This is a genomic window from Azoarcus sp. Soil_N_20 (genome assembly GCF_057656155.1).
This window is the reverse complement of the sequence record NZ_JBDGKX010000002.1, coordinates 283,924-308,704: the sequence shown is the minus strand read 5'-3', so window position 1 is coordinate 308,704 and position 24,781 is coordinate 283,924. Positions and strand designations below refer to the sequence as shown.

General features: G+C 65.5%; 25 protein-coding genes and 1 pseudogene. 16 read left to right on the top strand and 10 right to left on the bottom strand.

Annotated elements, in window-relative coordinates:
- The first annotated feature begins 62 nt into the window (after positions 1 to 62).
- The 4 genes and pseudogenes from AC3A35_RS05960 to AC3A35_RS05945 form a co-directional block, all read left to right on the top strand.
- Complete coding sequence (locus tag AC3A35_RS05960; RefSeq protein WP_487435018.1) at positions 63 to 758, top strand: class I SAM-dependent methyltransferase; 696 nt, start codon at positions 63 to 65, stop codon at positions 756 to 758.
- Positions 755 to 1,423, top strand: coding sequence for a lipopolysaccharide kinase InaA family protein (locus AC3A35_RS05955; protein ID WP_487435016.1), 669 nt, complete (start codon positions 755 to 757; stop codon positions 1,421 to 1,423). The genes AC3A35_RS05960 and AC3A35_RS05955 overlap by 4 nt, the downstream gene beginning before the upstream one ends.
- Before the next feature lie 106 nt (positions 1,424 to 1,529).
- On the top strand, positions 1,530 to 3,419 hold the full coding sequence (locus tag AC3A35_RS05950) for a sulfatase-like hydrolase/transferase (RefSeq protein WP_487435015.1): 1,890 nt from the start codon (positions 1,530 to 1,532) through the stop codon (positions 3,417 to 3,419).
- A 223-nt stretch (positions 3,420 to 3,642) separates the two neighbouring features.
- Positions 3,643 to 4,644 (top strand): annotated as a pseudogene (locus tag AC3A35_RS05945) (YcjF family protein); the annotation flags it as partial.
- A gap of 83 nt (positions 4,645 to 4,727) precedes the next feature.
- On the opposite strand, the gene AC3A35_RS05940 reads toward AC3A35_RS05945, so the two are convergent.
- From AC3A35_RS05940 to AC3A35_RS05930, 3 genes are read right to left on the bottom strand one after another with little or no spacing between them, the layout of a single operon-like run.
- Entirely contained in the window at positions 4,728 to 6,101 is a 1,374-nt protein-coding gene (locus AC3A35_RS05940; protein ID WP_487435014.1) for a sensor histidine kinase, read from the bottom strand.
- Positions 6,098 to 6,760, bottom strand: a complete 663-nt coding sequence (locus AC3A35_RS05935; RefSeq protein ID WP_487435013.1) for a response regulator transcription factor — start codon at positions 6,758 to 6,760, stop codon at positions 6,098 to 6,100. The genes AC3A35_RS05940 and AC3A35_RS05935 overlap by 4 nt, the downstream gene beginning before the upstream one ends.
- Positions 6,760 to 7,041 (bottom strand): PepSY domain-containing protein, encoded by a 282-nt coding sequence (locus AC3A35_RS05930; protein ID WP_487435012.1) that lies wholly within the window; start codon positions 7,039 to 7,041, stop codon positions 6,760 to 6,762. The genes AC3A35_RS05935 and AC3A35_RS05930 overlap by 1 nt, the downstream gene beginning before the upstream one ends.
- 273 nt (positions 7,042 to 7,314) lie before the next feature.
- Here AC3A35_RS05930 and AC3A35_RS05925 point away from each other — a divergent pair, with 273 nt between their 5' ends.
- The 4 genes from AC3A35_RS05925 (at position 7,315) to AC3A35_RS05910 (ending at position 11,462) form a co-directional block, all read left to right on the top strand.
- Positions 7,315 to 7,731 carry a DUF1924 domain-containing protein gene (locus AC3A35_RS05925; protein ID WP_487435011.1) on the top strand — a complete coding sequence of 139 codons (417 nt, stop codon included), beginning with the start codon at positions 7,315 to 7,317 and terminating at the stop codon, positions 7,729 to 7,731.
- Positions 7,732 to 7,747: 16 nt separating this feature from the next.
- Positions 7,748 to 8,245 carry a diheme cytochrome c gene (locus tag AC3A35_RS05920; RefSeq protein ID WP_487435010.1) on the top strand — a complete coding sequence of 166 codons (498 nt, stop codon included), beginning with the start codon at positions 7,748 to 7,750 and terminating at the stop codon, positions 8,243 to 8,245.
- 76 nt (positions 8,246 to 8,321) lie between these two features.
- On the top strand, positions 8,322 to 9,641 hold the full coding sequence (locus AC3A35_RS05915) for a ferredoxin reductase family protein (protein WP_487435008.1): 1,320 nt from the start codon (positions 8,322 to 8,324) through the stop codon (positions 9,639 to 9,641).
- A 285-nt stretch (positions 9,642 to 9,926) separates the two neighbouring features.
- Positions 9,927 to 11,462: a 2-isopropylmalate synthase gene (locus AC3A35_RS05910; RefSeq protein WP_487435007.1), complete on the top strand. Its 1,536-nt coding sequence runs from the start codon at positions 9,927 to 9,929 to the stop codon at positions 11,460 to 11,462.
- Between the two features lie 210 nt (positions 11,463 to 11,672).
- Here the strand turns inward: AC3A35_RS05910 and AC3A35_RS05905 are convergent, their stop codons facing one another.
- Entirely contained in the window at positions 11,673 to 12,026 is a 354-nt protein-coding gene (locus AC3A35_RS05905) for a DUF2069 domain-containing protein (RefSeq protein WP_487435006.1), read from the bottom strand.
- Positions 12,023 to 12,622, bottom strand: coding sequence for an NAD(P)H:quinone oxidoreductase (wrbA, locus tag AC3A35_RS05900; protein WP_487435372.1), 600 nt, complete (start codon positions 12,620 to 12,622; stop codon positions 12,023 to 12,025). The genes AC3A35_RS05905 and wrbA overlap by 4 nt, the downstream gene beginning before the upstream one ends.
- A gap of 68 nt (positions 12,623 to 12,690) precedes the next feature.
- On the opposite strand from wrbA, the gene AC3A35_RS05895 reads away from it, so the two are divergent.
- Complete coding sequence (locus AC3A35_RS05895; RefSeq protein ID WP_487435004.1) at positions 12,691 to 13,911, top strand: YihY family inner membrane protein; 1,221 nt, start codon at positions 12,691 to 12,693, stop codon at positions 13,909 to 13,911.
- Positions 13,912 to 13,942: 31 nt separating this feature from the next.
- On the opposite strand, the gene AC3A35_RS05890 is transcribed toward AC3A35_RS05895, so the two are convergent.
- The gene (locus AC3A35_RS05890; RefSeq protein ID WP_487435003.1) at positions 13,943 to 15,463 is read right to left on the bottom strand and encodes a hypothetical protein; all 1,521 of its coding nucleotides are present in this window, start codon (positions 15,461 to 15,463) and stop codon (positions 13,943 to 13,945) included.
- 212 nt (positions 15,464 to 15,675) lie between these two features.
- Between AC3A35_RS05890 and rpsP the strand changes: the two genes are divergently transcribed.
- The 4 genes from rpsP (at position 15,676) to rplS (ending at position 17,734) form a co-directional block, all read left to right on the top strand.
- Positions 15,676 to 15,924 (top strand): 30S ribosomal protein S16, encoded by a 249-nt coding sequence (rpsP, locus tag AC3A35_RS05885; RefSeq protein WP_487435002.1) that lies wholly within the window; start codon positions 15,676 to 15,678, stop codon positions 15,922 to 15,924.
- A gap of 19 nt (positions 15,925 to 15,943) precedes the next feature.
- On the top strand, positions 15,944 to 16,450 hold the full coding sequence (gene rimM, locus AC3A35_RS05880; protein WP_487435001.1) for a ribosome maturation factor RimM: 507 nt from the start codon (positions 15,944 to 15,946) through the stop codon (positions 16,448 to 16,450).
- Positions 16,451 to 16,457: 7 nt separating this feature from the next.
- Complete coding sequence (gene trmD, locus AC3A35_RS05875; RefSeq protein WP_487435000.1) at positions 16,458 to 17,255, top strand: tRNA (guanosine(37)-N1)-methyltransferase TrmD; 798 nt, start codon at positions 16,458 to 16,460, stop codon at positions 17,253 to 17,255.
- Positions 17,256 to 17,341: 86 nt separating this feature from the next.
- The gene (gene rplS / locus AC3A35_RS05870) at positions 17,342 to 17,734 is read left to right on the top strand and encodes a 50S ribosomal protein L19 (RefSeq protein WP_487434999.1); all 393 of its coding nucleotides are present in this window, start codon (positions 17,342 to 17,344) and stop codon (positions 17,732 to 17,734) included.
- A 116-nt stretch (positions 17,735 to 17,850) separates the two neighbouring features.
- On the opposite strand, the gene lptG is transcribed toward rplS, so the two are convergent.
- Entirely contained in the window at positions 17,851 to 18,927 is a 1,077-nt protein-coding gene (gene lptG, locus AC3A35_RS05865; RefSeq protein WP_487434998.1) for an LPS export ABC transporter permease LptG, read from the bottom strand.
- Positions 18,924 to 20,003, bottom strand: a complete 1,080-nt coding sequence (gene lptF, locus AC3A35_RS05860; RefSeq protein ID WP_487434997.1) for an LPS export ABC transporter permease LptF — start codon at positions 20,001 to 20,003, stop codon at positions 18,924 to 18,926. The genes lptG and lptF overlap by 4 nt, the downstream gene beginning before the upstream one ends.
- A 120-nt stretch (positions 20,004 to 20,123) precedes the next feature.
- Here lptF and AC3A35_RS05855 point away from each other — a divergent pair, with 120 nt between their 5' ends.
- From AC3A35_RS05855 to AC3A35_RS05845, 3 genes are read left to right on the top strand one after another with little or no spacing between them, the layout of a single operon-like run.
- Positions 20,124 to 21,626: a leucyl aminopeptidase gene (locus AC3A35_RS05855; RefSeq protein ID WP_487434996.1), complete on the top strand. Its 1,503-nt coding sequence runs from the start codon at positions 20,124 to 20,126 to the stop codon at positions 21,624 to 21,626.
- 5 nt (positions 21,627 to 21,631) lie between these two features.
- Complete coding sequence (locus tag AC3A35_RS05850; protein ID WP_487434995.1) at positions 21,632 to 22,069, top strand: DNA polymerase III subunit chi; 438 nt, start codon at positions 21,632 to 21,634, stop codon at positions 22,067 to 22,069.
- Positions 22,066 to 22,524, top strand: coding sequence for a hypothetical protein (locus AC3A35_RS05845; protein WP_487434994.1), 459 nt, complete (start codon positions 22,066 to 22,068; stop codon positions 22,522 to 22,524). The genes AC3A35_RS05850 and AC3A35_RS05845 overlap by 4 nt, the downstream gene beginning before the upstream one ends.
- A gap of 18 nt (positions 22,525 to 22,542) precedes the next feature.
- Here AC3A35_RS05845 and AC3A35_RS05840 read toward each other — a convergent pair whose 3' ends face one another.
- Together AC3A35_RS05840 and AC3A35_RS05835 are read right to left on the bottom strand one after the other, a co-directional pair.
- Complete coding sequence (locus tag AC3A35_RS05840) at positions 22,543 to 24,075, bottom strand: TRAP transporter large permease (protein WP_487434993.1); 1,533 nt, start codon at positions 24,073 to 24,075, stop codon at positions 22,543 to 22,545.
- A gap of 1 nt (position 24,076) precedes the next feature.
- Positions 24,077 to 24,718: a TRAP transporter small permease subunit gene (locus tag AC3A35_RS05835; protein WP_487434992.1), complete on the bottom strand. Its 642-nt coding sequence runs from the start codon at positions 24,716 to 24,718 to the stop codon at positions 24,077 to 24,079.
- Positions 24,719 to 24,781: the final 63 nt, after the last annotated feature.

Sequence of the window (24,781 nt, the reverse complement as noted above, 5' to 3'; positions counted from 1 at the left end):
TGACGGCGCGATCACGGCCGCGGACTCAAGCTGAGCGCTGTGATCCTTTCCGGAGTCAGGCCGTGTCCCGTTCCAGCCCCCAGCCGATTGAACTGCCCTTTTCCGAAAAATACGATCAGGCCCATTCCGCGGCCTACTTCGAGAAGCATCAGGATGGCCTGGCCCGCCGTCTGTCTCACCAGCGCGACCTGCAACTGGCACGCAAGGCGCTCAATCTGGCCGGCGATCCCACCCTGGTGCTCGACCTGCCCTGCGGCGCCGGTCGCTTCTGGCCCCTGCTGGCGGAACAACCCAACCGGGTGATCCTGGCCGCCGACAATTCGGCCGACATGCTCACGATCGCCCGCCAGTCCCAAGCGCCCTCGGTGGTGAGCCGGGTAAAGACCTTCCAGACCTCGGCGTTCGATATCGACCTGCCCGATCGCGCGGTCGACAGCATCTTCTGCATGCGCCTGATGCACCACGTCGGCGACTCCGCGCATCGCGTCCAGATGCTGCGCGAGTTCCACCGCGTGACCCGGGACACCGTGATCCTGTCGCTATGGGTCGACGGCAACTACAAGGCGTGGAAACGCAGAAGGCTCGAAGCGGACCGCGACCGCCGCATCGGCCGCGGGCTGCAGAACCGCTTCGTGATACCGGCCAGACAGATCGAGAGCGAGTTCCACGGCACCGGCTTCGAGATGCTCGGTCACTACGACTTCCTGCCGCTCTATGCGATGTGGCGGGTGTACGTGCTGCGCCGGACGGACCGATGAGCGCGCTCGTCAGCTCCATGGCGCGCAGCGCACCGCAGCCCGGTGCATTCGAGCGCTGGTGGACGGCGCGCGGCGAATGGGTGGAGACGCCCAACGAACGGCGTAATGGCTGGAGCGGCGTGGTCAGGGCAAACACCGGCGACCGACTGTGCTACATCAAGCGCCAGCGTCATCACCTGTGCCACAGCTTCGCCCACCCCTTCGGCTGGCCGACAGCAAGCCGCGAAGCACATTTCCTGAAGCAGGTCGAAAAGCTTGGCCTGCAGGTTCCGGAGATCGTGTTCCATGGCACACGCGAGACCGCAGGCGGTACCGAGGCCCTGCTCGTCACCCGGGCACTCGAAGGCTATGCCGCGCTGTCGGCGCAAACGGCGCTGAGCCCGGCGCAACAGGACGCCCTGGCGATCGAGCTGGGAAGGGCGCTGGGCGTGCTCCATCGCGCCCGCCTGCAACACGGGTGCCTGTACGACAAGCACATCATGGTGCGATGGCACGGCGACAAGCCGGAAATCGCCCTGCTCGATCTGGAAAAAATGCGCCGGCGATTCACCGCCGAGGCCGCCGCGCGGCGCGATCTGGACCAGCTCCGACGGCATCAGTCCGTATTCGCCGCGGCCGTCTGGACCCGGCTGACCGACGCACATCGCCGGGCCCTCAATCGATGAGCTCGTACTTGCGTGGACCGTGCCCTCAAGCCGCAACCGGCCTTCAGCCGATCGCTCGCGGCGGGGCCGCGCGGAACACGACCATCCCGAACCGACCAAGACTGACATGAAACCCAGGGTCGAAGCCCCGAAAGACCCCATCGCCGAAGTCCTGCGCAGCTATTTCGTCCTTCTTTACCTCGCCGTGTTCGCGATGATGGCGATGTTCTGGCGCTTCGCCGAGACGGATCTGCCGACCGTGCAGGGCTTCATCCTTGCCACCTCGGCCAGTTATGCGGCGCTGTATACGCTCATTCCGCTGGCCCTGACCAGCGCGATCGCATGGGCCCTGCGGCCTGCAATCGCACGCGCTCACTGGCGCCGCAAGCTCGTCTATCTGACCGCCTACCTGAGCGGCACGCTCACCCTGGTATGCATGTACGCCGACTACCGGGTGTACGACCTGTACGAATTCCACCTCAATGGATTCGTATGGAATCTGGTGAGCACCCGTGGCGGTGTCGCCGCGCTCGGGGCAACCGACTCCACCATGGTGACCATCACCCTCCAGGTGTGCCTGTTCTTTGTCGCCACCGCGCTTGCGCTATGGTTGCTGCATCGCCACCAAAAGGCACACAGCCCGGTCTCCCGCCGGGCGCTGCTCGCGGCTACGAGTGCGATGCTGCTGATACTCGGAGCGGGCGAAGTGGTGTACGCCTACAGCGTGCATACCGGACAGGAGGAATACCTGCAGGCCGCGGAAGTGGTCCCCTTCCATCTGCACACCAGCGCGAGCGGCACCTTCAAACGGATGGGCATCGAGCGCACCGCGCTCACCGAACGGAGGATAGCCACCGGCGAGGTCGACTACCCGGGCACGAATCTCGTTTCGACGCCCCTCAGGCGCTACCCGAATGTGATCATGCTGGTCGCCGAGTCCTTCCGCTGGGATCTGCTCGATCCGGAAATCACCCCCAATATCTGGGCGTTCTCGAACCAGGCACTGCGCTTCGATCGTCACTACAGCGGTGGCAACCGGACACGCATGGGCCTGTTCTCGATGTTCTACGGCCTCTATGCGCCCTACTGGTACAGCTTCGAGCGCCAGCGTGTGGCACCGGCGCTGATGAACTTCCTGCAGGACAAGAACTACCAGCTGGCGCTGCACACCAGCCAGAGCTTCGACTACCCCGAGCTGCGCAACACCGTGTTCGCCGGCATCCCCGAGCAGTACATGCAGGAACTGCAAAGCGGTGAACCGTGGAAGCGGGACGTGCAGAATATCAGCGACATCATCGGCAAGCTGGACCAGCGCGACCCGGACCGCCCGTTCTACGGCTTCATGTTCTTCGAATCCACCCACGCTCCCTACACCTTCCCCGAAGCAGCGGTGATCCGGCCGGAGTACGAGCCCGACCTGAACTACGTCCGGATGAATCTGCAGGACAATATCGACGGCATCCATGCCCGCTACATCAATGCCGCCCATCACGTGGACCAGGAGGTGGGTCGCCTGCTCGATTACCTCAAGCATCACGACATGCTCGACGACACCATCGTGATGTTCACCGGTGATCACGGCGAAGAGTTCATGGAAAAAGGGCACTGGGGGCACGGCCACAACCGGACCTTTCCCGAAGAACAGATCCGCGTACCGCTGGTGCTGTGGATGCCCGGTCACCAACCCGAGGTCGTCGACTACCGCACCTCACACGCGCAGATCTCGCCCACGCTGCTCGAGGAACTCGGCGTCACGCAGGCTGCAAGCACTTACAGTTCGGCAAGCAATCTGTTCACCCCGCTCTCCTACTTCGTTGCCAGCGGCTACGACTACATGACCGTTTTCGACAGCAAGCACAAGATCACCTTTCCATTCACCGGCTCGGACTTCTTCCGCTACATGGTCAACGACCGCAACGACCGTGCGCTTGGTCGCGAGGCGCGCAAGGAGGTGGTGGCGCAATATCAGGACCGGATCGACGAGGTGGTCGGCGAGAGCCAGCGCTTCGTTCGCTGATGCCCTCGGGAACGGGCTCACGGCCTGTGTCCCTCCCAGGCATCTTGATTGCCCTTATCCGGCCCTGCGGAAGGTCTTGTTCATCTGACGCTCAGACAAGGTGTGCGAGGATCGGAAACTTCGGGCAGCCCGGTTGCGTCTCATGCTTCCCGATGTCAATGCCGACCAGTGGGCGCTTGCGTGCAATGTGTTCGCATAAGCCCACCGGTCATCACCCACGCCCCCAGGACAGGAAGAACACATGACCCCGAATCAACAGCAGGCCGTCCTCACCATCGGACTGATGGCCGCATTCGCCGACGGCGCCAATGACGATCGCGAGCGCGAACAGATTCGCCAGATGGCCGAGTCCCTTGGCGGCGAAGCCGGTGCATCCGGGCTGCCCGGTCTCTACCGGCAGGTGCTGCTCAAGCGCGCGAGCATGACCGATGCGGCGGCCAGCCTGACTGAACTCGACCATCGCCAGCTGGCCTACGAGATGGCGGTCTGTGTCTGCGATGTGGACGGCCACCTCTCGGGCGCGGAGAAACAGTTCCTCGCCGAGTTGGCGACAAGCCTGGGTCTGGACCGCGGCGTGACCGCGCCGATGGACCGGCAGGCGGACGCGCTGGCCGACCTGGTCGAGGCCGCGGCCCCTGCCACGGTGGCCACGGACACGCCGCCCACCCCAGGCATTGCGGCCGACCCAAACGCCCGGTCCGCGCACAAGCCCGAGCTCGACCGCAGCGTTCTCAACCATGCCATCCTCGCCGGCGCACTCGAGCTGCTGCCGCAATCGTGGGCATCGATGGCCATCATTCCGCTGCAGATCAAGATGGTCTATGGCATCGGCAAGGCCTATGGCCACGAACTCGACCAGGGCCATATTCGCGAGCTGCTGGCAACCGTCGGCGTCGGACTGACCTCGCAGTACCTGGAGCAGTTCGGGCGCAAGCTGCTCGGCGGCCTGCTGGGCAAGATCGGCGGCGGGCTGGGCCGGCAGGTCGGCAAGAGCGCCACCGGGGTCGCCTTCTCCTTCGCCACCACCTATGCGCTCGGGCAGGTCGCCAGCCGCTACTACGCCGGCGGACGAACGATGAGCACGGCGCTGCTCAAGGAGAGCTTCCAGGGCTTGCTCGGTCCGGCAAAGGACATGCAGAACCAGTATCTGCCGCAGATCCGGGACAAGGCGAGCACCCTGGACATGGCCCAGGTCATGAACATGGTGCGCGGCAACACGCTGTAGGCACGATAGGGCGGGGGGCTGTCGTCGCGGCGATGGCGGGTGGTTTCGCCGATACGGGCCAACATCGGCCGATTGCCGGCCGACTACGGGCTGCCTGCCGGCAAACTCAGGGCGGCGCGCAACCCACCCGCCGGGGAGGTATCCAGCGCAACCTGGCCGCCATACAGCCGGGCCAGGTCGCTGACGATGGCCAGCCCCAGCCCGGAGCCGGGGACCTGCTCGTCGGCGCGTACGCCGCGGGCAAACACCGCCTCACGCGCAGCTGGCGGCAGTCCGGGACCATCGTCGTCGATCGTGACCACCACACTGCCCGCAAGGACGGAGACGCGCACATCGACCCGATGCGCAGCCCATTTGCACGCATTCTCGAGCAGATTGCCGAGCATCTCCTGCAGATCCTGCTCCTCGCCGCGAAACGTGGACTCACCCGCCAACCCCGACCAGCCCAGCTCCACCACCCGGTCCGGATGCAGTCGCTGCATGAGCCGCAGCAGCCCTTCGAGCACCGGCCGCAGCGGCGTGCGCAGTCCCGGCACCTGCACCGCCGCCGCCGCCCGCGCCCGTGCGAGGTGATAATCGACCTGACGGCGGGCGGTCGCCACCTGCTCGGTCACCAGGCGCGCCAGCGAGCTGTCCTCCTGCGCGGCTGCGTTGGCGAGCACGGCAAGCGGCGTCTTGACAGCGTGGGCCAGATTGCCCGCCTGGGTGCGGGCCCGCGTCACCACCTCGGCGTCATGCACCAGCACCGCGTTGAAGTCCTCTACGAGGGGCTGCACTTCATCCGGAAAGCGGCCTTCGAGCAAGCGCTCGCGCCCGTCGCGTACCGCGGCAAGGCCCACATGGAGGCGCCGCAGCGGCGCCAGCCCGGCCCATATCTGGATGAACACGGCCGCCAGCAGGCCGGCGGCCAGAATGCACAAGGCCAGGATCAGCAGTCCGACGAAGTCTTGCACCGGCCCTTTCATCGCCTGTTCGTCGGCGGCGACGATCAGGCGCAGCGCCAAGTCGGGATGGTCCGCGGGTCGAACCAGACGCTCGATGGAGATCAGCATCGCGCCATCCGGCCCCGCCACCCGATGAAGATGGATCTGTCCATCATCGGGACTATCAGCCGGCACCTGCAACACCTGATCCCACAGCGAGCGCGAGCGCAGACTGCCGACGCCTTCCGGACCCGGCGTGTCGACCTGCCAGTACAGACCGGAATAGGGTTTGCGCAGCCGCGGATCGCTCAGTTCTGACACCAGCTGCGGGCGGCGGTCGGCGCCGGTCTCGACGTGTGCAGTCAGTTGATCGAGGTGCATCTGCAGCTCCGCTTCGAAGCGGGTCGCGACATGTTGCCGAAACAGGTCGGCAAGGAAGAACCCGGACAGGGTGAGGGTCGCGAAAATCCAGACCAGACTGCCCAGCAGCAGCCGCAAGCGCAATGAGCCCGGACCGGGCACACGGAACCTCATGTCGGGGCGGCCAGGCGATAACCCAGCCCGCGGGCGGTCTCGATCAGGCCGGGCGGCAGCTTCTTGCGCAAGCGCCCGATGAAGACCTCGATGGTGTTGGAGTCGCGGTCGTAGTCCTGGGCATAGATGTGTTCGTTGAGGTCGGTGCGCGACACCACTTCGCCCTGGTGGTGCATCAGGTAGGCCAGCACCCGGAACTCGTGGCTGGTGAGCGTCACCGGCTGCCCGTCCACGCTGACCCGACCGGCCCGGGTGTCGAGCACCACCGGCCCGCAGCTCAGTATCGCACTGGCATGACCGCCGGCACGCCGGATCAGCGCCCGCACCCGGGCGAGCAACTCTTCCATGTGGAACGGCTTGGTCAGGTAGTCGTCGGCGCCGGCATCGATGCCGGCCACCTTCTCGTGCCAGCTGTCGCGCGCAGTGAGGATCAGCACCGGAACCGTCAGCCCCGCCGCACGCCATTTTCCCAGCACGGTAAGGCCGTCCATGCGCGGCAGGCCGAGGTCGAGCACGATTGCATCGAAGGCTTCGACCGACCCGAGATAGTGCCCATCCTCACCGTTGTCCGCGCTCACCGCCGCATAGCCCGCCTCGCCCAGCGCGTGCACCAGCTGACGCGCCAGCGTCGGCTCGTCCTCCACCACCAGGATACGCATCAGCGCACCTTTTCCCAGGTCTTGTGACCATCCGCATCGCGGCCCCGGATCGACAGCACGCGACCGTCGCGCGCATCGACCTCGAGCTTGGCGAGGCTACCGTCGGCACGCAACAGCTTGATCTCGTACAACCAGTGGCCATCGTCACGTTCGAGCTCGATCTCGACGATCTGACCCGGATGATCGCGCTCGACCACATCGATGATGGCGCGCAGGGGCATCACCTCGCCGGCTTCGAGCGCACGCCGCGCACGCTCGTGATCCTGCGCGTCACTGGCCATGACAGGGCCAGGGTGGACGGAAGCACCAAATCCCACAACAAACAGGATCGCCAGAACTCGTTTTGCAGACTGGAACATCAGAGGCCTCCTTTGATGGGCGAAATAGGCCCTATATCCGACTCAGGCGGCAGTGACCACACGCCGCAGCCCACTTATAGGGGAACGGAGCTGAATCTGCGGTGAACACGACCCTCAGCATTCGTTCAGAAGACACCTGCCACGATAGCGCCATCTTCAACGCCACACCTCAATACCACACCATCGGGAGCAAGCATGAACCGCAAACAGACCACCCTTGCCCTAGCCCTGTTCGCCGGGCTGCTCTCCTCCGCCGTGGCCGGCCCGAGCGACGATCTCCTTGCCCGTTACGCCACCGAGGCGCGCACCGCAGACGCCAGCTTCAGCACCTTCTCCGCGACCCGTGGTGAGGCCTTGCACCGCGACCGCCATGGCCTGGGAAAACCGGACACCCCGTCCTGTACCGCCTGTCACGCCGATGACCCGCGCCGGCCCGGGCGTACCCGGACCGGGAAAGCGGTCGACCCGGTTGCGGTCTCGGTCAGCCCGGCGCGCTACACCGATGCCGCAAAAGTCGAAAAATGGTTCAGGCGCAACTGTACCGAAGTGTTGGGACGCGAATGCACCCCGCGCGAAAAGGGCGACTGGATCACCTACATGATGGGCCTGTGAGCCCCGGGAGCACACCATGAACATGACACCGATCCGTCCCTTCCTCTCCGCGGCAATGATCCTGGCGGTCAGTGCCTTTGCCCTGTCCGGCGCGAGTGCGGACGGCAAGCACTTTTTTGCACCGGTCGGCGACAAGCTCACCGCGGACGAATGTGGCAGCTGTCATATGGCCTTTCCGCCATCGATGCTGCCCACCGCCTCGTGGCAGAAGATGATGGGCGAGCTCGGCCAGCACTTCGGCGAGGACGCCAGCGTCGACGCCGATACCGCCGCGCTGATCACCCGCTACCTGAGCTCGAACGCCGGCGATGCAAGCGGCCTGCGCTTCGGCGGCAAACTGCTGCGCGACCTCGCCCCGGGCGCGGCGCCGCAACGAATCACCGAATTGCCGCGGTGGCGACGCGAGCACCGTGAGATCAGCGCTGCCGAGTGGGCAGATCCGAAGGTGAAGTCGAAGGCGAACTGCGGCGCCTGTCACGCGGACGCGGAACGTGGCTACTTCGACGACGACTGAAAGTCGGCCTCCCTGCACGACCTCGGATGCTGCCCGGCGGCGCCACCTTGCCACCGCAAACGACAGGACCATCAAGATGAAACGCTTTCTCTTCTGCTTCCTCAGCCTGGTCAGTCTCGCCGGCGTCGGCGCGCTGCTCGCCGACCCCGCCCCGGCAGCAGTGGCTGCGCCGTGGGTGTTGCGTCAGCAGGCGCTTTATCTCACCGGCCTGTGGTCCTTTTCCCTGATGTCGCTGGCCATGGTCCTGGCCACGCGACCCACCTGGCTGGAGCCGCTGCTGGGCGGCATGGACCAGATCTATCGCACCCACAAATGGACCGGCATTCTCGCCGTCGGGTTCGCCGCCGCGCATTGGCTGGTGGAGATGTCGGATGACGTGATCAAGGCCATGATCGGGCGTGAAGGCCGGTTTCCGAAAGAACGTGGCAGCGGCTTCCTCGAGATGATGCGCGATGTCGGCGAGGATCTCGGCGAATGGGCGATCTATGCGCTGCTCGCGATGCTGGTGATCACGCTGTTGCGCCGCTTTCCCTACCACCTGTGGCGCTATGTGCATCACGCCATGCCGGTGCTCTACCTGATGCTGGTGATCCACAGCGCCTTCCTCGCCCCGGTCGGCTGGTGGGCCGGGCCGGCCGGACCCTTGCTGGCGCTGCTCATTGCGGCGGGATCGGCCGCGGCGCTGCTGTCACTGGCGGGGCGCGTCGGACGGCGGCGCCAGGTCGGCGGCACCGTCGAATCGTTCCGTAACGCGGGCACCGGTGTCACCGAGGTCGTGTGCCAACTCGATCCCGCCTGGAAAGGCCACAAGGCCGGCCAGTTTGCCTTTGCCACCTTCCAGTCGCTCGAGGGCGCCCATCCGTTCACCATTGCCAGTGCAGACCGTGGAGATCGTCGCATCACCTTCCAGATCAAGGCCCTCGGCGACTACACCCGCCGTCTCGGCGAACGCCTGCACCACGGGCAGCCGGTCACCATCGAAGGCCCCTATGGGCGCTTCGATTTCCGCCGGGGCTCGGCGCGTGCCCGACAGATCTGGATCGCCGGCGGCATCGGCATCACCCCCTTCCTCGCCTGGCTCGAATCCCTGCAGGACACCGGGAACGTGCCAGATGCGGACCTGTACTACAGTACCCGGGCGCGCGCCGACGACCCCTTCGTCCCCCGGCTCGAGGCCTTGTGCAAGCCACTGCCCACCGTGCGGCTGCACATCATCAGTACCGACCGTGACGGCACACTGAGCGCAGAACTTCTGCACCAGCGTCACGGCGACGCAAAGCGGACCGACATCTGGTTCTGCGGTCCGCGCCCCTTCGGCGACGCACTGCGCGCCGGCCTCGCCCGCCTTGGCATGCGCCGGCTGCGCTTTCATCAGGAAGCGTTCGAGATGCGCTGATCCCGACCGGGGCGCGCAACGCGCCCTGCCTGGCGGCCTCGTGCTCCTCCGGGAGCGGCTTGCCATGACGCAAATCGCTGCTTTATAGTGCGACACATGACTACCGAACGCGGCCTTCCTCTCCCGTCGCTTCGCCTCCTGCCGGCGGGCGTGCCACTGTGCGCCCTGCTGCTGCGCCCCGCGCGCTAAATACCTACCCCCTCCCTTCGTGCTTCACCCCCTGCCCGCGAAACTACGCCGGCAGCCCCGCCGCATCCGCAAACCGAACCCCTGCAGGAGCCGACCATGAAAGACCAGTTGATCATTTTCGATACCACCTTGCGCGACGGCGAACAGAGCCCGGGCGCCTCCATGACCCGCGACGAGAAGCTGCGCATCGCCCGGCAACTGGAGCGGATGCGAGTAGATGTGATCGAAGCGGGCTTTGCAGCGGCCTCCAACGGGGACTTCGAGGCCGTGCGTTCGATCGCCGAAGCGATCAAGGAATCGACCGTCTGTTCGCTCGCACGCGCCAGCGAGAACGACATCCGCCGCTCCGGCGAGGCGATCCGCCCGGCCGCGCACGGTCGCATCCACACCTTCATCGCCACCAGCCCGATCCATATGGAAAAGAAGCTGCGGATGACACCCGACCAGGTCGTCGAGCAGGCGGTCAAGTCGATTGGCTGGGCACGGGAATACACCGACGATGTCGAGTTCTCGGCAGAGGATGCCGGCCGCTCGGAGATCGACTTCCTGGTGCGGATCTTCGATGCCGTGATCAAGGCCGGCGCCACCACCATCAACGTGCCCGACACCGTCGGCTACAACGTGCCCGAACAGTACGCCGCCACCATGCGCACGCTGATCGAACGTGTGCCGAACTCGGACAAGGTCATCTGGTCGGTGCATTGCCACAACGACCTCGGCCTTGCGGTATCCAACTCGCTGGCGGCAGTGATGGTCGGCGCGCGTCAGGTGGAATGCACCATCAACGGTCTCGGCGAACGCGCCGGCAATGCCTCGCTGGAAGAGATCGTGATGGCCGTCCGCACCCGTGCCGACGTGTTCCCGGTGGAGACCCGCATCGACGCCACCCAGATCGTGCCGGCCTCGCGTCTGGTGTCGCAGGTCACCGGTTACGCGGTGCAGCCGAACAAGGCCATCGTCGGTGCCAACGCCTTTGCCCACGAATCCGGCATTCATCAGGACGGTGTGCTCAAGCATCGCGAAACCTACGAAATCATGCGCGCCGAGGACGTGGGCTGGGGTGCGAACAAGCTGGTGCTCGGCAAGCACTCCGGGCGCAACGCCTTCCGCGCGCGCCTGCAGGAACTCGGCATCGAGGTCGAATCCGAAGAGCAGCTCAATCTCGCCTTTGCCAGCTTCAAGGAGCTCGCCGACAAGAAGCACGAGATCTTCGACCAGGATCTTTACGCCCTGATGAGCGATGAGGCAATCACCCCGGAGATCGAACACTACCGCCTGGTGGCCAGCCGTTTTCACTCCGAGACCGGCGAAACCCCGCAGGCGGAAATCACCGTGAGCGCGGGTGGCAAGGAGACGCGCGCCAGGGCGACCGGTTCGGGTCCGGTCGACGCCGCGTTCAAGGCCATCGAGTCGGTGGCGGCGAGCGGCACCGAACTGCTGCTCTATTCGGTCAACGCAATCACCACCGGCACCGATGCGCAGGGCGAGGTGACCGTGCGCCTCGCGCGCGACGGGCGCATCGTCAATGGCCAGGGCGCCGACACCGACATCATCGTGGCTTCGGTCAAGGCCTACCTGAATGCGCTCAACAAGCTCCACGCCGGGGCGGAGAAACTGAACCCGCAGGTCTGACGCCAGGGTCGGTCGGCAGCAGGCTCAAGGCACGCGCAAGGCCGACTTTCGCCGACCTCAGGTGCCTGCGCCTGGCCTTGGTGCTCGAACCACCCCCTGCGGCGGGCTTAAGTCCGCCCTTCCGCGGCGGACGTGATCCGGATGGCGGGAATCGGCACTTCACCCGGATCACGAGCATCTGCGAACGCCGCAACACACGGCGACTCCCGCTCACTCCTGGCGCAGGCGGGAAGGCGCGGCGTTACGGGCGTAGTACATGGTGCTCAGGAACAGCACCACCGACAGCGCGACCTCGATCAGCGCCAGCGTTCCAGTCAGCCCGGGGTCGCTCGCCCGCACCACCCCCTCGGTGAAGTACAGCAGCACCAGCATCGACAGCCACTGGTAGGTGTAGCGCTTGCCACGCAGGATGCCGAACACCGCCGGCAGCAAGGGCACCACCTTGAGCATCATCCACGAGCCCTCGGGGCGCAGCGGCGCAAGCCATACCTCCCACAGCACGCACAGCACGATGAGGGCCAGCAGCGCCGCGCTCGAGATCAGGGACAGGAGGCGCGGGCTCATTGTGCCACCGCCAGTTTCTTTGCCACGCCGGCAAGACGCCTGCCCTGCGCCAGCGCCAGGGCGATCTCGTCGTCGGTCAGCACCGGCATGCCGTCCGCCCCGGCGACATGGGTGACGCCGTAGGGCGTGCCGCCACTTCGGGTGGCGTTCAACGCCGGCTCGGTGTATGGCAGCCCGACCAGCACCATGCCGTGGTGCATCAGCGGCAGCATCATCGACAGCAAGGTGCTCTCCTGACCGCCATGCTGGCTTGCCGTCGACGCGAACACACAGGCCGGTTTTCCCGCCAGCGTGCCATTGACCCAGGCTCCGGCGAGCCCGTCGACAAAGTATTTCATCGGCGCCGCCATGTTGCCGAAACGGGTCGGACTGCCGAGCGCCAGCCCGACGCATTCTTCAAGGTCACGAAGCTCGACATAGGGCGGACCGGCTGCGGGGATCTCCGCTTCCACTGCCTCGCACACGGCAGACACCCGCGGTACGGTACGCACCCGCGCCCGCATCCCCGGTACCTGATGGATGCCACGGGCAATCTGTTCGGCCAGCGCCCGGACCGAGCCGCGATGGCTGTAATACAGCACGAGTATTTCCTGCATGAAGAACCGGAGTCGATAGAATGCGCGGATTATACCCGTCACCCCGCCGACCCCGTCCGCACCCTCCCATGACGCTGCAGTCATTCCGCGATTTCGCCGCGCTCTTTGCCGAGCGCTTCACCTCGACCCGCTGCCCGCAAGTGGCCAGCAGTCTGGCATTCACCACCTTGCTTGCGCTGGTGCCGCTGATCACGGTCACCATCTCGGCGTTCGGCAATTTGCCCGGCATGGATGCGATCGGGGCCTCGCTCAAGGTCTTCCTGCTCGAGAACATGCTGCCTGACCGCGCGGGCAAGATCATCACCACCTATGCGATCCAGTTCTCGCAGAAGGCCGCGCGACTGACCCTGATCGGCACCACCCTGCTGGCGATCGCCGCCTTGCTGCTGCTCGCCACCATCGAGCGCGTGTTCAACCACATCTGGGGGGTCCGCCGGCCTCGGCGGATGCTGCTCCGGATCACGGTCTATTGGTTCGTGCTGACCCTCGGACCGGCCATTCTGGGCGCGAGCGTGATCGCAACCGGTTACCTGGTGAGTACCTCGATGCAGTGGTCCGCGCATCTGCCGTGGGTCGGCGAGCTTGCAGCCCGGCTGCTCCCGCCGTTAATGCTGGGCGCCCTGTTCAGCTTCCTGTACTACGCGGTGCCCAATCATCCGGTTCGTCCGCTGCATGCGGTCGCCGGCGGATATGCCGCCGCGCTGGTGTTCTCGCTGATGCAGCGGGCATTCGGCATGTTCATCGCCCAGTTCCCGACCTACACCCTGATCTACGGCACCTTTGCCGTGCTGCCGATCTTCCTGCTGTGGCTCTATCTGTCGTGGATCGTCGTCCTCCTCGGCGCCCTGGTCGCCGCCACCCTGCCCGCCTTTGTCGAGCGCCGGCGCCGGGTGGCAAGCTTCCCCGGAAGCGAGGCCTGGGCCGCCGTCATCCTGCTCGTGCACCTGGCACGAGCCCAGCGGACCGGATCCAGCATCAGTTTCACCGGCCTGCGCGACCAGGCCGGGCTCTCGGAACACGACGCCGAGACCCTGCTCGGCAAACTCGGCGAGGCAGGCTGGGCGACGCGTTCCGAGACCGGTGAGTGGGTGCTGACCCGCGCGCCCGAGCTGATCCGGGTCAGCGACATCATCCGCCGCTTCGCCCTCGACGCCGCGGCATGGCGCAGTGCCTCGGGCGGCGCCCTGTCCGCACTCGCACAACGACTGGAGCGCAGCCTGAACATGGACGACGAAAGCCTCGCATGCCTACTCATCCCACCGGATCAGGATGCCTCGGGGACGCCTTGACGGGGGTCGGCAGACGGCGGCCGCCCGCCGATCAGATCGGATAGGGATCGATTTCGTACTGAAACAGTTCAATGGCTGCAGTCTGCAGATCCAGTCCGAGCACCCGGCCCTGGGCGACATACAGCTGCTCGCCTTCGTGCACCAGCACGAAGCGACGCGACACATAGGTGCCGGCATGGGTCACCAGTGCAAGATGCGGGCGGACGGCCGGCAATGGCTGCAGCATCAGTGCGGGAGAGGTATTGCGGGCGTCGCTGCCGCGAAAACCGATCGACACCGAAGTATAGCCTTGCGCCACCACCTGCAGGCCGAGCTCGACCTGATCCGGATTGTCGCTGCGGATCCAGCGCACCACACAGATCGACCAGGGCTGCGCCCCGTCCCGGCGCAGGGCGAGGATCATCCCCGCCGACAATGCGCCGTCGACGCCGCCCACACACAGGATCGCGTAGCCGCCCGGACTCTCGTTGAACACCATCCACTCACCGATCGACGCCGGATTACCGCGGCCGACATCCCAGATCGCCTTCAACCCGGCGCTGACCTGAACCGTGTATTGATGCTTGCGCCGGGGCTGGCTTCGCATCGGGGGAGAGGTCCAGCGCTCGTGCAGTCGACGCAGGAGCGACAACACCTCGACCGGGGTCAGCCCCTCGGGCAGCCCCGAGGTGTCGGGATCGAGCAGTTCGCCGTCGCGCTCGAGCCCCACCACCTCGGCCTGGAGAATGCGTTCCTCGAGCCACTCGGTCTGCACGCCGACCCGCCTGATCATAGACTGCGGGCTGAAATGGAGAACAGAGGAGCCCTCGCCAGGCCGCCTTCGGGAAATCGCAATCGGCGGATTGTCCTGGGCGGTATCGAGCCAGTACGAGGTCGCCGCCGGCTCGATCGGCTGCAAGGAAAGCGTGGCATCGCTCGCCGCCACCTCGAGATAGTCGTACAGCCACTGCAGTTCGCGTGCAGTCAGGCTTTCCGGCTGGCTGACCGCGACCGCCAGCAGGCGCCGGTATTGTCGGCACGCCGGGGGCATGACCGCATCCGATGCGTCCTCGCCCATCTGATCGCGCTGGCCCGACGCCAGCCACAGCATGTGCGCCCGCTGCCACAGTCCGTAGGGTGCCGCAGCGCCGGCCATCGCGCCGAGAATGCAGGCCTCGCCCACCACCCCGAGCGCGTGTCCGCTGAGCACAACGAGCTCCTGCCGCCTCGACCGCAGCCAGCGCCGCTGCACGTCGGCAAGCAGCACCCGGTAGTGTTCCGCGATCACCAGCAAACTGTCGATCAGGGTCACCGCCGGACCGTGGAGTTCGCGCGACAAGGGCAGCGTCGCGGTCAGCAGACCGGGCCGGAACCGCCCGCTGATATCGAGTGCACGCAGCCTGAACAGCGCGAGCAGCTCTTCGCGTTGCGAAATCGACAGCGCTTCATCCGCGGCCACAGCCAGATGGCTGCGGAGCATCGCCAGATCGCCGAGCGGGTCATCGCCGGGTTCACCGGCAAGCCAGGTCAGCACTGCATCAAGCGTTTCGGAAGATTGCGCTGGCTCGGACATCGCATGTCGCCGCGGGTTGAAGGTTCCGCCATTCTATTCAAATTTGCCGCCTCGCACCGATGCCACGCGTTTTTCCCTGATCGCTCCGGGACGAGGGTTGGCGGGCATCTGCAGTGCGCACCAACCCTCGATAGTCGCAAGAACCTTGCTGTAATCCTCCGTGTGCCATACAATCATGCGCTTTTCGTCTTCACCGATCTCAGGATACTCAGATGGTCGTCATTCGCCTTGCCCGTGGTGGCGCCAAAAAGCGCCCGTTCTACAACATCGTCGCTGCCGACTCGCGTAACCGTCGTGACGGTCGCTTCATCGAGCGCGTCGGGTTCTACAATCCGGTTGCTTCCGGCGCCGAGAAAACCCTCGTCGTCAATGCCGAGCGTCTCGCCTACTGGGAACAGAACGGCGCGCAGCTCTCGCCGACGGTTGCCCGTCTGGTGAAGCAGTCTGCCAAGGCCGCCTGATTCTCAGGCTGTTGAAAGCATGATTGTACTGGGGCGCATCGTCGCCCCATTCGGCGTTCAGGGCTGGCTCAAGATTCATCCGTTCGGCGACGACGCGCTGTCGTGGCGCAGCATGCCGGACTGGTGGATTGCGACCGACCCCGATGCGCCGGCAGAAAACTGGTCACGGCGCAAGCTCGCCGGCTGTCGTGCACACGGCAAAGGCCTGGTTGCCGCGCTCGAGGGCGTGAATGACCGCAACGGCGCCGAGGCAGTCGAAGGCTGGTACATCGGTGCGCCCCGCGAGGCGCTGCCTGCGCCGGCCACGGACGAATACTACTGGGGCGACCTGGTGGGCCTGGCAGTGATCAACGAGGCTGACGAGCCCCTGGGCAGCGTCAGCGGACTGATCTCCACCGGAGCCCACGATGTGCTCCAGGTGCAGGACGGCGACAACGAACGGTTGATCCCCTTCGTTGCCGCCTATGTACTCGATGTAGACCTTGCTGCCCGGCGCATTCGGGTGGCGTGGCAGAAGGACTGGTGAATCCGGCGTGATTCAGGCGACCGGCGGCCCGCGCCGCTACGATGTGGTTACCCTGTTTCCCGAGATGTTCGCCGCCCTGACCGGCAGCGGCATCACCCGGCGCGCGCTGGATCGCGATCTGTACCGGATCGCGTTCCACAACCCGCGCGACTTCACCAGCAATGCCCACCACACGGTGGACGACCGACCCTATGGCGGCGGCCCCGGCATGGTCATGCTGGCCCATCCGCTGGAGCAGAGCATCCGGCAGGCTAGGCAGCAACAGCAGGACGCGCTCGGCACGGCCGGTCCGGTGATCTACCTGTCGCCGCAGGGCAGGACGCTGCAGCACCGCCGGGTAATGGAACTGGCGCAGGCGCCGGGTCTGATCCTGCTGTGCGGAAGATATGAAGGGGTTGATCAGCGTCTGATCGACCGCTGCGTGGATGAGGAGATCTCGCTCGGCGATTTCGTCCTCTCGGGTGGCGAACTGCCCGCGATGGTGCTGCTCGATGCCATCGTGCGCCAGCTGCCCGGCGCACTGAACGACGCCGATTCGGCGGTGGAGGATTCCTTCGCCGACGGCCTGCTGGACTGTCCGCACTACACGCGGCCAGAGGTATACGAGAATGAACGGGTGCCGGATGTGCTGTTGTCCGGCAACCATGCCTTGATCCGCCGCTGGCGGCTGAAGCAGGCCCTGGGCCGCACCTGGTTGCGGCGCCCGGAACTGCTCGCCGACAGGGCGAAGAACAAGGAAGAATTGCGCCTGCTGGAGGAATTCCGGCAGGAGCAGACGGAAGCGGCGGAAGGCAGGACCGACTGACGCTTCGATGACAAACCGCATGCATCAGGTTGCGACCTGCTCTGCATGTCAGGCCACTGGCCACTAGACGACATGGAGTCGAACACATGAACCTGATTCAGCAGCTCGAACAGGAAGAACTCGCCCGCCTGACCGAAGGCAAGACTTTCCCGGCATTCGCCCCCGGCGACACCGTGGTGGTGCAGGTCAAGGTCAAGGAAGGCACGCGCGAACGTCTGCAGGCTTACGAAGGCGTCGTCATCGCCAAGCGTAACCGCGGTCTCAACTCGTCCTTCATCGTGCGCAAGATCTCCTCCGGCGAGGGCGTCGAGCGTACGTTCCAGACCTACTCCCCGCTGGTCGCCTCGATCGAAGTCAAGCGCCGCGGCGACGTTCGTCGCGCCAAGCTGTACTACCTGCGCCAGCGCTCGGGCAAGTCGGCACGGATCAAGGAAAAGCTGGACTACAAGTCGGCTGCAGCAAGGAAGCATCAGGGCTGATTCCGGACACCGGAAGCGCACAAGAAACGGACCCGAGGGTCCGTTTTTTCATGCTGCCATGGGCTCCGGGGCGGCGCCCATGGCAGCTGCGCCGGAACGGCAATGCCCTGCGTCGGTCAGCGGCGTTCGACCGTATACAGCATTACCGCGGCCGCGAGCAGGAACAGCAGGCTTGGCGTCATGGCCGCCAATGCCGGCGCCCACGCGTTGATCACCCCGAGATTGGAGAACAATCCGTTCAACAGATGGAAACCCACCCCGAGCATCACGCCGAGGAAGACCTTCACGCTCACGCCGCCCATGCGGTCATGGGTGAAGGCGAAGGGCAGCGCCAGGGCGATCATCACCAGGGCCGCAAACGGGTAGGTCAGCTTCTTCCACAGCGCGATCTCGTAGCGGTCGGCGCTCTGCTGGTTGTCGCGCAAGTGCCTGATGAAGGCCCACAGATTGGCCACCGACATCCGCTCCGGCACCACCATCAGCACGCTCAGCACCTCCGGCGTCAGATCCGAGCGCCAGATGAACTCCGGCAGCTGTTCGAGCTCGGTGCGCTCGCCGAGAAAATTCGTGCGAACCACCCCGGTCAGCCGCCAGAACCCTTCCCGCGCATATTCGCCCCGTCCGGCCTCGCTGAGCGAGGTCAATACGTCGTTCTCGTCGAAGGCATAGATCCGCACCTGCTCCATCGTCCGATCGGGTTGCATGGTGCGCACATTGACAACCAGCCGCCCATCCTTGACCCACAGCCCCGAGTCCAACTGCTGCGAAACGGTGGAACTGGTGGCGGTCAGCCGCCATTGCTGGGCGGCGGTCTCGGCCGGAGGCGCGATGTACTCACCAAACACGAAGATGAGCACCACGAACGCACTGCCGATCAGCCCGAGCGCCCGCAGCATCTTCCAGGTCGACATGCCAGAAGCGCGCATCACGGTGATCTCGGAGTGGCGCGCGAGGGTCGTCAAGGCGTAGAGCGAGCCGATCAGCACCGCAACCGGCAACAGTTCGTAGACTCTGCCGGGCAGGATCATCGCCACGTAAACCATGGCGTGGTGAAGCATGTACCCGTCCTTGCCGACACTTTCGAGTTCGTTTACGAAATCGAAAAAGGCAAACAGGGCAAGGAAAGCGACCAGCACCGTGGCCGTCGCACCGTAGATTTCGCGGGCCAGGTAGCGCGTCAGCGTCCAGCTCATGCGCGCGCCCGCCAGAACGGAGAGACCGCCAGTCTCCGATAGAACATGATCGCCAGCAAGGCCAGCACGATCAGATGCGGGAGCAGCACCGCCAACTCGAAGCGCATCCGCCCCTGCGCCACCCAAGCCTGGCAGATACTGATCATGTTGCTGTAGATCAGGTAGATCAGGATCGCCAGCAGCAGATTGTTGGTACGTCCGGCGCGCGGATTGACGAAAGACAGCGGAATCGCCAGCACGGCCAGCAACAGCGCCGCCAGCGGAATGCCGATACGGCCGGCAAGCTCGCCGAGGTTGCGCTCATCGGGGTTCTGCAGCAACTCCGCGGTCGGCCGCGAGCGGGTCCTGGCGGGCGCCGACGCCGTCTGACGTTCCTCGATCTGCACCTGATAGCGCTCGAATTCCATCACCCGGTATTCCGGCGTGCCCGGCGTGCCGTCGTAACGCCGGCCCTTTTCGAGAATCACGTAGCGGTTGCCCTCGGCATCGGCTTTCAGCGAACCCTCGGCAGCCGCGATGACGGTCAGCGTGCCTTCCTTTTCTTCGCTGACGAACACATTGCGCACCCGACCATCGGCGCCCGCCCCGACCTCGACGAAGAACACCCGGCGTGCGCCCGAGGATTCGCGGAACACCCCGGGCGCCACCCGCTGGGTATCGTCACGACTGTCGAGCCGGTCACGATATTCGGCGTTCTGGACTTCCGCCCACGGACCGAGGAACAGGGTCACCCCCGCGATCACCACCACCAGCGGCACGGCAAAGCGCAGCACCGGCCCGATCCAGGCGGTGAGCGGCACGCCCGCGGCGAACCACACCACCATCTCCGAGTCACGATAGCTGCGCGACAGCGACAGCAGAATGGCGATGAACGCGGTGAGGGTGAGCACGATCGGCAGCTTCGTCACCGCACTGAACCCGATCAGGGCGAGTACGGCGTCGGAAGGCACACGCCCGCCCGCGGCCTGACCCAGCAGACGGATCAGCAGCGTGGTGATGAGGATCGCGAACAGCGCGACGAACACTGCTGCGGCGGCGTGGGTAAATTCCCGCTGGAGGGCGCGGCGGAAGATCATCGCACCAGAATGGACCGTTATGCGTTTTGGAGGGACGCTGCCAGTGATTTTGACGGGTTCATCAGGAACGGGCCATAATCGGCCACAGTTCTAACGACGCGTCTTCCCAGGAGCAAGCCAGTGGAATTTACCATAAAGACCGCCACCCCGGAGAAACTCCGGACCGGCGTTCTCGTTGTTGGCGCCTTCGCCGACGGCCCCCTCCCCGCCCCCGCGCAGGCCATCGACAAGGCGAGCGCGGGCCGTCTGTCGCAGCTGATCAAGCGCGGCGATCTCGAAGACAAGGCCGGCGCCTCGGTGCTGCTGCACGACCTCCCCGGCACGACGGCCGAACGGGTGCTGGTAGTGAGTCTGGGCAAGGCCGACGAATTCGGCGACAAGGCCTACCGCGATGCACTGTCGAGCGTTGCGAAAACGCTCGCCGGATGCGCGGCCAAGGACGCCGCGGTCACCCTGGCCGACGCCGTCGTTCCCAAACGTTCGCTGGCCTGGCGCCTGCAACAGGCCAGCCGCATGATCGCCGACGGGGCCTACCGCTTCGACGCCCCGAAAGCCAACGGCAAGGACAGTAAAAAGGAGCGCGGTGCACGCAAGATCACCCTGGTCATCGCCGAGAAGCTCAATGCCGAACTCGAGGCGGCCGCGCGCCGCGGCCACGCCATCGCCGAAGGCATGGCGCTGGCAAAGGATCTCGGCAACCTTCCCGGCAACGTGTGCACCCCGGCCCATCTTGCCGATACCGCCAAGGCCCTCGGCAAGCACTTCAAGTTCGAGGTCGAGGTGCTCGAACGCGCCGACATGGAAAAGCTCGGCATGGGCTCCTTGCTGTCGGTGGCCCGCGGATCGCACCTGCCGCCCCGATTCATCGTGATGCATTACAAGGGCGGCAAGGCGAAGGCCAAGCCGGTCGTGCTGGTCGGCAAGGGCGTCACCTTCGACAGCGGCGGCATCTCGCTCAAGCCCGGCGCCGAGATGGACGAGATGAAGTACGACATGTGCGGCGCGGCCAGCGTGATCGGCACCTTCAAGGCGATCGCGCGCATGGCGCTGCCGATCAATGTCGTCGGGGTCATTCCGGCCACCGAGAACATGCCCGGCGGCAGCGCGACCCGACCGGGCGACGTCGTGACCTCGATGTCGGGCCAGACCATCGAGATCCTCAATACCGACGCCGAGGGCCGTCTGATTCTGTGCGACGCGCTCACCTACGCCGAGCGCTTCAAACCCGATTGCGTGATCGACATCGCCACCCTGACCGGCGCCTGCGTGGTTGCGCTGGGCAAGATCCCGAGCGGCCTGCTCGCCAACGATGACGAACTCGCCGCCGAACTGCTCCGGCGCGGCACCGAGTCGGGCGACCGCGCCTGGCAACTGCCGCTGTGGGAAGAATACCAGGAGCTGCTCAAGAGCAATTTCGCCGACATGGGCAACATCGGCGGGCGCTACGCCGGCACCATCACCGCCGCCTGCTTTCTCGCCCGCTTCACCAAGGCCTACAAGTGGGCGCACCTCGACATCGCCGGCACCGCCTGGGTATCGGGCGAGGCCAAGGGCGCCACCGGACGGCCGGTGCCATTGCTCGCCGAGTTCCTGATCGGGCGCGCCGAGGGCAAGCCGGACTGAGCGCGGTGACGCGGATCCAGTTCTATCACAACACGCCGGACCGGCTCGCGCTCGCCTGCGAGCTCGCGGCAAATGCCCACACGGGCGGGCGACGGGTGGCGATCCGGGTACCTGACGTCGCCTTTGCGCGCCGCCTCGATCAGCAACTGTGGACCTCCGCGCCGCTCGCCTTCGTCCCCCATGTCATGGTCGGGTCGCCGCTGGCGGCCGAGACCCCGGTCGTCATCGGCGCCGCCGACACCAATCCGGCATGGCCGCATGCCGATCTGCTGTTCAACCTTGCCGAGGATGTACCGCCGGGTTTCGAGCACTTCCGCGCCGTGGTGGAGATCATCGGCCAGACCGAGGCCGAAAAGGCACCGGCGCGCGCACGCTGGATGCACTACAAAAAGAACGAGCATCCCCTTAAAGCCTTCGATGCCGAGAGCAGGACAGCCCTATGAACGAGTGGTCGCCCCTTGGCGATGATCCCGCCGCCGAGCTCGAACTGGCCGATAGCCTGATCGGCAAGGCCGATGCCCTGTTGCGCAAGCATCGCGGCGCCGAGCCGCCTGCGCACCCCGACGACCTGCCTATCCTGACCGATGTCGTCACCGACTTCGACGACGGCATCCCGCTGCTGGCCGATCCGGTCGGCGGGCAGGACAGTGTCGAACCCGCGGACCCGAACCGCGCGCTGAACCGGGCCGAACTGGTCGAACACCTGATCCGGATCGACACCCTGATTGCGCGCGAAGTCGAAGCCTGGCTGAGCAACGAACTACCCCAGCTGCTGTCGCGCGAACTCGACAGTCTCAGCGAACGGCTGCGCGTCGAGACCCTGGCCCATCTGCGCGCCACGCTGCTGCCCACCCTGTCCGAGCACATCGCCAGCCGGCTGGACGAGATCGATCGCTGAGACGGCCCGCGATCTCGCCTACCGGCCGTAAAGGACGCCTGGCAGCCAGGTCGCGAGCGCCGGAAACACCATCACCAGCAACAGCGCGAGCACCTGGATGGCAAGAAACACGAGCGACGACTTGAAGATCGTTCCCATCGTGATCGTCGCCGGCGCCACCCCGCGGATATAAAAGAGCGCGTAGCCGAATGGCGGGCTGAGAAAACTCATCTGCATGTTCACCAGATACAGCACACCGAACCACACCAGGACCTGATCCGGCGTCGGCCCGGGCATGCCGAGCAAACCGTCGAAGGCCAGGCTCTTGATGATCGGAACGAAGATGGGCACGGCCAGCAGGAGAATCCCGACCCAGTCGAGGAACATCCCCAGGATCACCAGCAGGAACATCATCAGGAACAGGATGCCGTAAGGGGAGAGCCCGGTGCCGAGCAGGGAGTCGGTGATGAAGGCCTGCCCCCCCTTGAGGATGTAGAGGCCGACGAAGATCGACGCCCCGAAGATGATCCACAACACCATCACGGTGGCCTTCACGGTTGCCAGGCTGGCACCGAAGAGCCCTTCGAGCGTGAGCCGGCGGTGAATCAGGGCCACCACCATTGCTCCGAAGGAGCCGAGACCGGCGGCCTCCACCGGCGTGGCAATGCCGGTAAACAACAGCCCCAGCACGACCATGACGAGCAGGATCGGCGCGATCAGACCACGCAGCAAAATCAGTTTGGCGCCGAGCCCGAGCCGCTCATCCACCGGCACCGCCGGTCCGACCGCCGGATTCAGCAGCGAGCGGATCAGCACGTAGGCGACATAGAGCGCTGCCAGCATCAGGCCGGGCACCACGCTGCCCGCATACAGCTCCCCCACCGACTGCTGCGCCACCACTGCATAGAGAATGGCCAGGATCGACGGCGGAATCAGGACCCCGAGCGCGCCGCCCGCCATGATCGAGCCGAGCGCGATCTGTTCGTCGTAGTGGCGCTTGAGCATTGCCGGCAGCGCAATGATCCCCATGGTGACGATCGCGGCCCCCACCACACCGACCATCGCGGCCAGGATGGTGGAGGCGACGATGGTCGCGACCGCCAGACCTCCGCGCAGGCCGCCCATCCACTGGTAGACGGCGTCGAACATCTCCTCGATGAGGCCGGCACGCTCGAGCATCGTCGCCATGAAGATGAACAGCGGAATGGCCGCCAGATCCGGGTTGGTCATCATCGGAAAGATGCGGCTCGGCACCATGTTCAGCATGTCGGCATCGCCGACAAGGTAGAGAAACGATACCCCGAGGCCCCCGGCAACGAAGGCCAGCGGCAGCCCTGCCATCAGCAGCACGAAAAGCGAGCCGAACATGATCCAGGTGAGCGTGCTCATCCCCACGTCGCCGAGCACGCCCTGCAGCCGGAACAGGAAGTGGGCCTCGCCCCAGGGATCGTAGAAAGCGATATTGATCGCTTCCACCGCCATCACGGCGGCAAGCAGCAGGGCGGCCCCATAGACCGCCAGACGGTAGCCGGATCGAGCGCCCGACGGCTCCGGGGTGCGCGTCGTCTGCATCTCAGCCGTGCTCCCGGCAGGCCGTTTCGAACTTGCGGATATCCTTGATCAGTTGAGAAATACCGGCAAGAAGGATCAGGACCGCGCCCAGCAGAAGGAAGCCTTTGACCGGCCAGTACTGGATCTGCCAGGTTTCGAGCGAGCGCTCGCCCTGATTGAAACTGTCGGCAAAGAACCGCCATCCGGTGGAAATCATCACCAGCACGAAGGCAAAGAAGAACACCGAGGTGGTCACATCCACCGCACTCCGCGCACGCATGGACAGCCTGGTGTAGATCACATCCACCCGGACATGGGAGCCGTGCAGCAGGCCGTAGGCCCCGGCCAGCGCATACTGCATGCCGAACAGCAGATAGCTCGACTCATGCACCCAGATCGTGGGCTGGTTGAAGGCATACCGCATGAGCACCTCGTAGGTGTAGGCAAACACCGCATTCACGCTCCACAGCGCGACGAAGATCCCACTGCGGTCGCTCACCCAGTCGACCACGCGTTCGAAGGTGGTGGCACCCTCCGCATGCTCCACCTCCGGCAGCACTCCCTTGCGCTGCGCAAGCGCGATCAGGAGCATGGGCATCACCGCCAGCCAGCCCCAGTAGGCCCAGTGGGGCATGACGAAGCCGAAACCCTGCAGGTCATCCATCGCGTACTCCGGAAAAAAACGCTCGATCGACATTGCCACAGGGCAGGCCGGATGTGGCCGCTG

Coding starts and splice junctions, on each gene's coding strand:
- AC3A35_RS05925 (WP_487435011.1), top strand. CDS start 7,315: ATGAACCGCAAACAGACCACCCTTGCCCTAGCCCTGTTCGCCGGGCTG.
- AC3A35_RS05940 (WP_487435014.1), bottom strand. CDS start 6,101: ATGAGGTTCCGTGTGCCCGGTCCGGGCTCATTGCGCTTGCGGCTGCTG.
- AC3A35_RS05955 (WP_487435016.1), top strand. CDS start 755: ATGAGCGCGCTCGTCAGCTCCATGGCGCGCAGCGCACCGCAGCCCGGT.
- rpsP (WP_487435002.1), top strand. CDS start 15,676: ATGGTCGTCATTCGCCTTGCCCGTGGTGGCGCCAAAAAGCGCCCGTTC.
- AC3A35_RS05895 (WP_487435004.1), top strand. CDS start 12,691: ATGACGCTGCAGTCATTCCGCGATTTCGCCGCGCTCTTTGCCGAGCGC.
- rimM (WP_487435001.1), top strand. CDS start 15,944: ATGATTGTACTGGGGCGCATCGTCGCCCCATTCGGCGTTCAGGGCTGG.
- AC3A35_RS05910 (WP_487435007.1), top strand. CDS start 9,927: ATGAAAGACCAGTTGATCATTTTCGATACCACCTTGCGCGACGGCGAA.
- AC3A35_RS05920 (WP_487435010.1), top strand. CDS start 7,748: ATGAACATGACACCGATCCGTCCCTTCCTCTCCGCGGCAATGATCCTG.
- wrbA (WP_487435372.1), bottom strand. CDS start 12,622: ATGCAGGAAATACTCGTGCTGTATTACAGCCATCGCGGCTCGGTCCGG.
- AC3A35_RS05890 (WP_487435003.1), bottom strand. CDS start 15,463: ATGTCCGAGCCAGCGCAATCTTCCGAAACGCTTGATGCAGTGCTGACC.
- AC3A35_RS05840 (WP_487434993.1), bottom strand. CDS start 24,075: ATGCAGACGACGCGCACCCCGGAGCCGTCGGGCGCTCGATCCGGCTAC.
- AC3A35_RS05935 (WP_487435013.1), bottom strand. CDS start 6,760: ATGCGTATCCTGGTGGTGGAGGACGAGCCGACGCTGGCGCGTCAGCTG.
- AC3A35_RS05950 (WP_487435015.1), top strand. CDS start 1,530: ATGAAACCCAGGGTCGAAGCCCCGAAAGACCCCATCGCCGAAGTCCTG.
- rplS (WP_487434999.1), top strand. CDS start 17,342: ATGAACCTGATTCAGCAGCTCGAACAGGAAGAACTCGCCCGCCTGACC.
- lptG (WP_487434998.1), bottom strand. CDS start 18,927: ATGAGCTGGACGCTGACGCGCTACCTGGCCCGCGAAATCTACGGTGCG.
- AC3A35_RS05930 (WP_487435012.1), bottom strand. CDS start 7,041: ATGGCCAGTGACGCGCAGGATCACGAGCGTGCGCGGCGTGCGCTCGAA.
- AC3A35_RS05905 (WP_487435006.1), bottom strand. CDS start 12,026: ATGAGCCCGCGCCTCCTGTCCCTGATCTCGAGCGCGGCGCTGCTGGCC.
- lptF (WP_487434997.1), bottom strand. CDS start 20,003: ATGATCTTCCGCCGCGCCCTCCAGCGGGAATTTACCCACGCCGCCGCA.
- AC3A35_RS05835 (WP_487434992.1), bottom strand. CDS start 24,718: ATGGATGACCTGCAGGGTTTCGGCTTCGTCATGCCCCACTGGGCCTAC.
- AC3A35_RS05845 (WP_487434994.1), top strand. CDS start 22,066: ATGAACGAGTGGTCGCCCCTTGGCGATGATCCCGCCGCCGAGCTCGAA.
- AC3A35_RS05915 (WP_487435008.1), top strand. CDS start 8,322: ATGAAACGCTTTCTCTTCTGCTTCCTCAGCCTGGTCAGTCTCGCCGGC.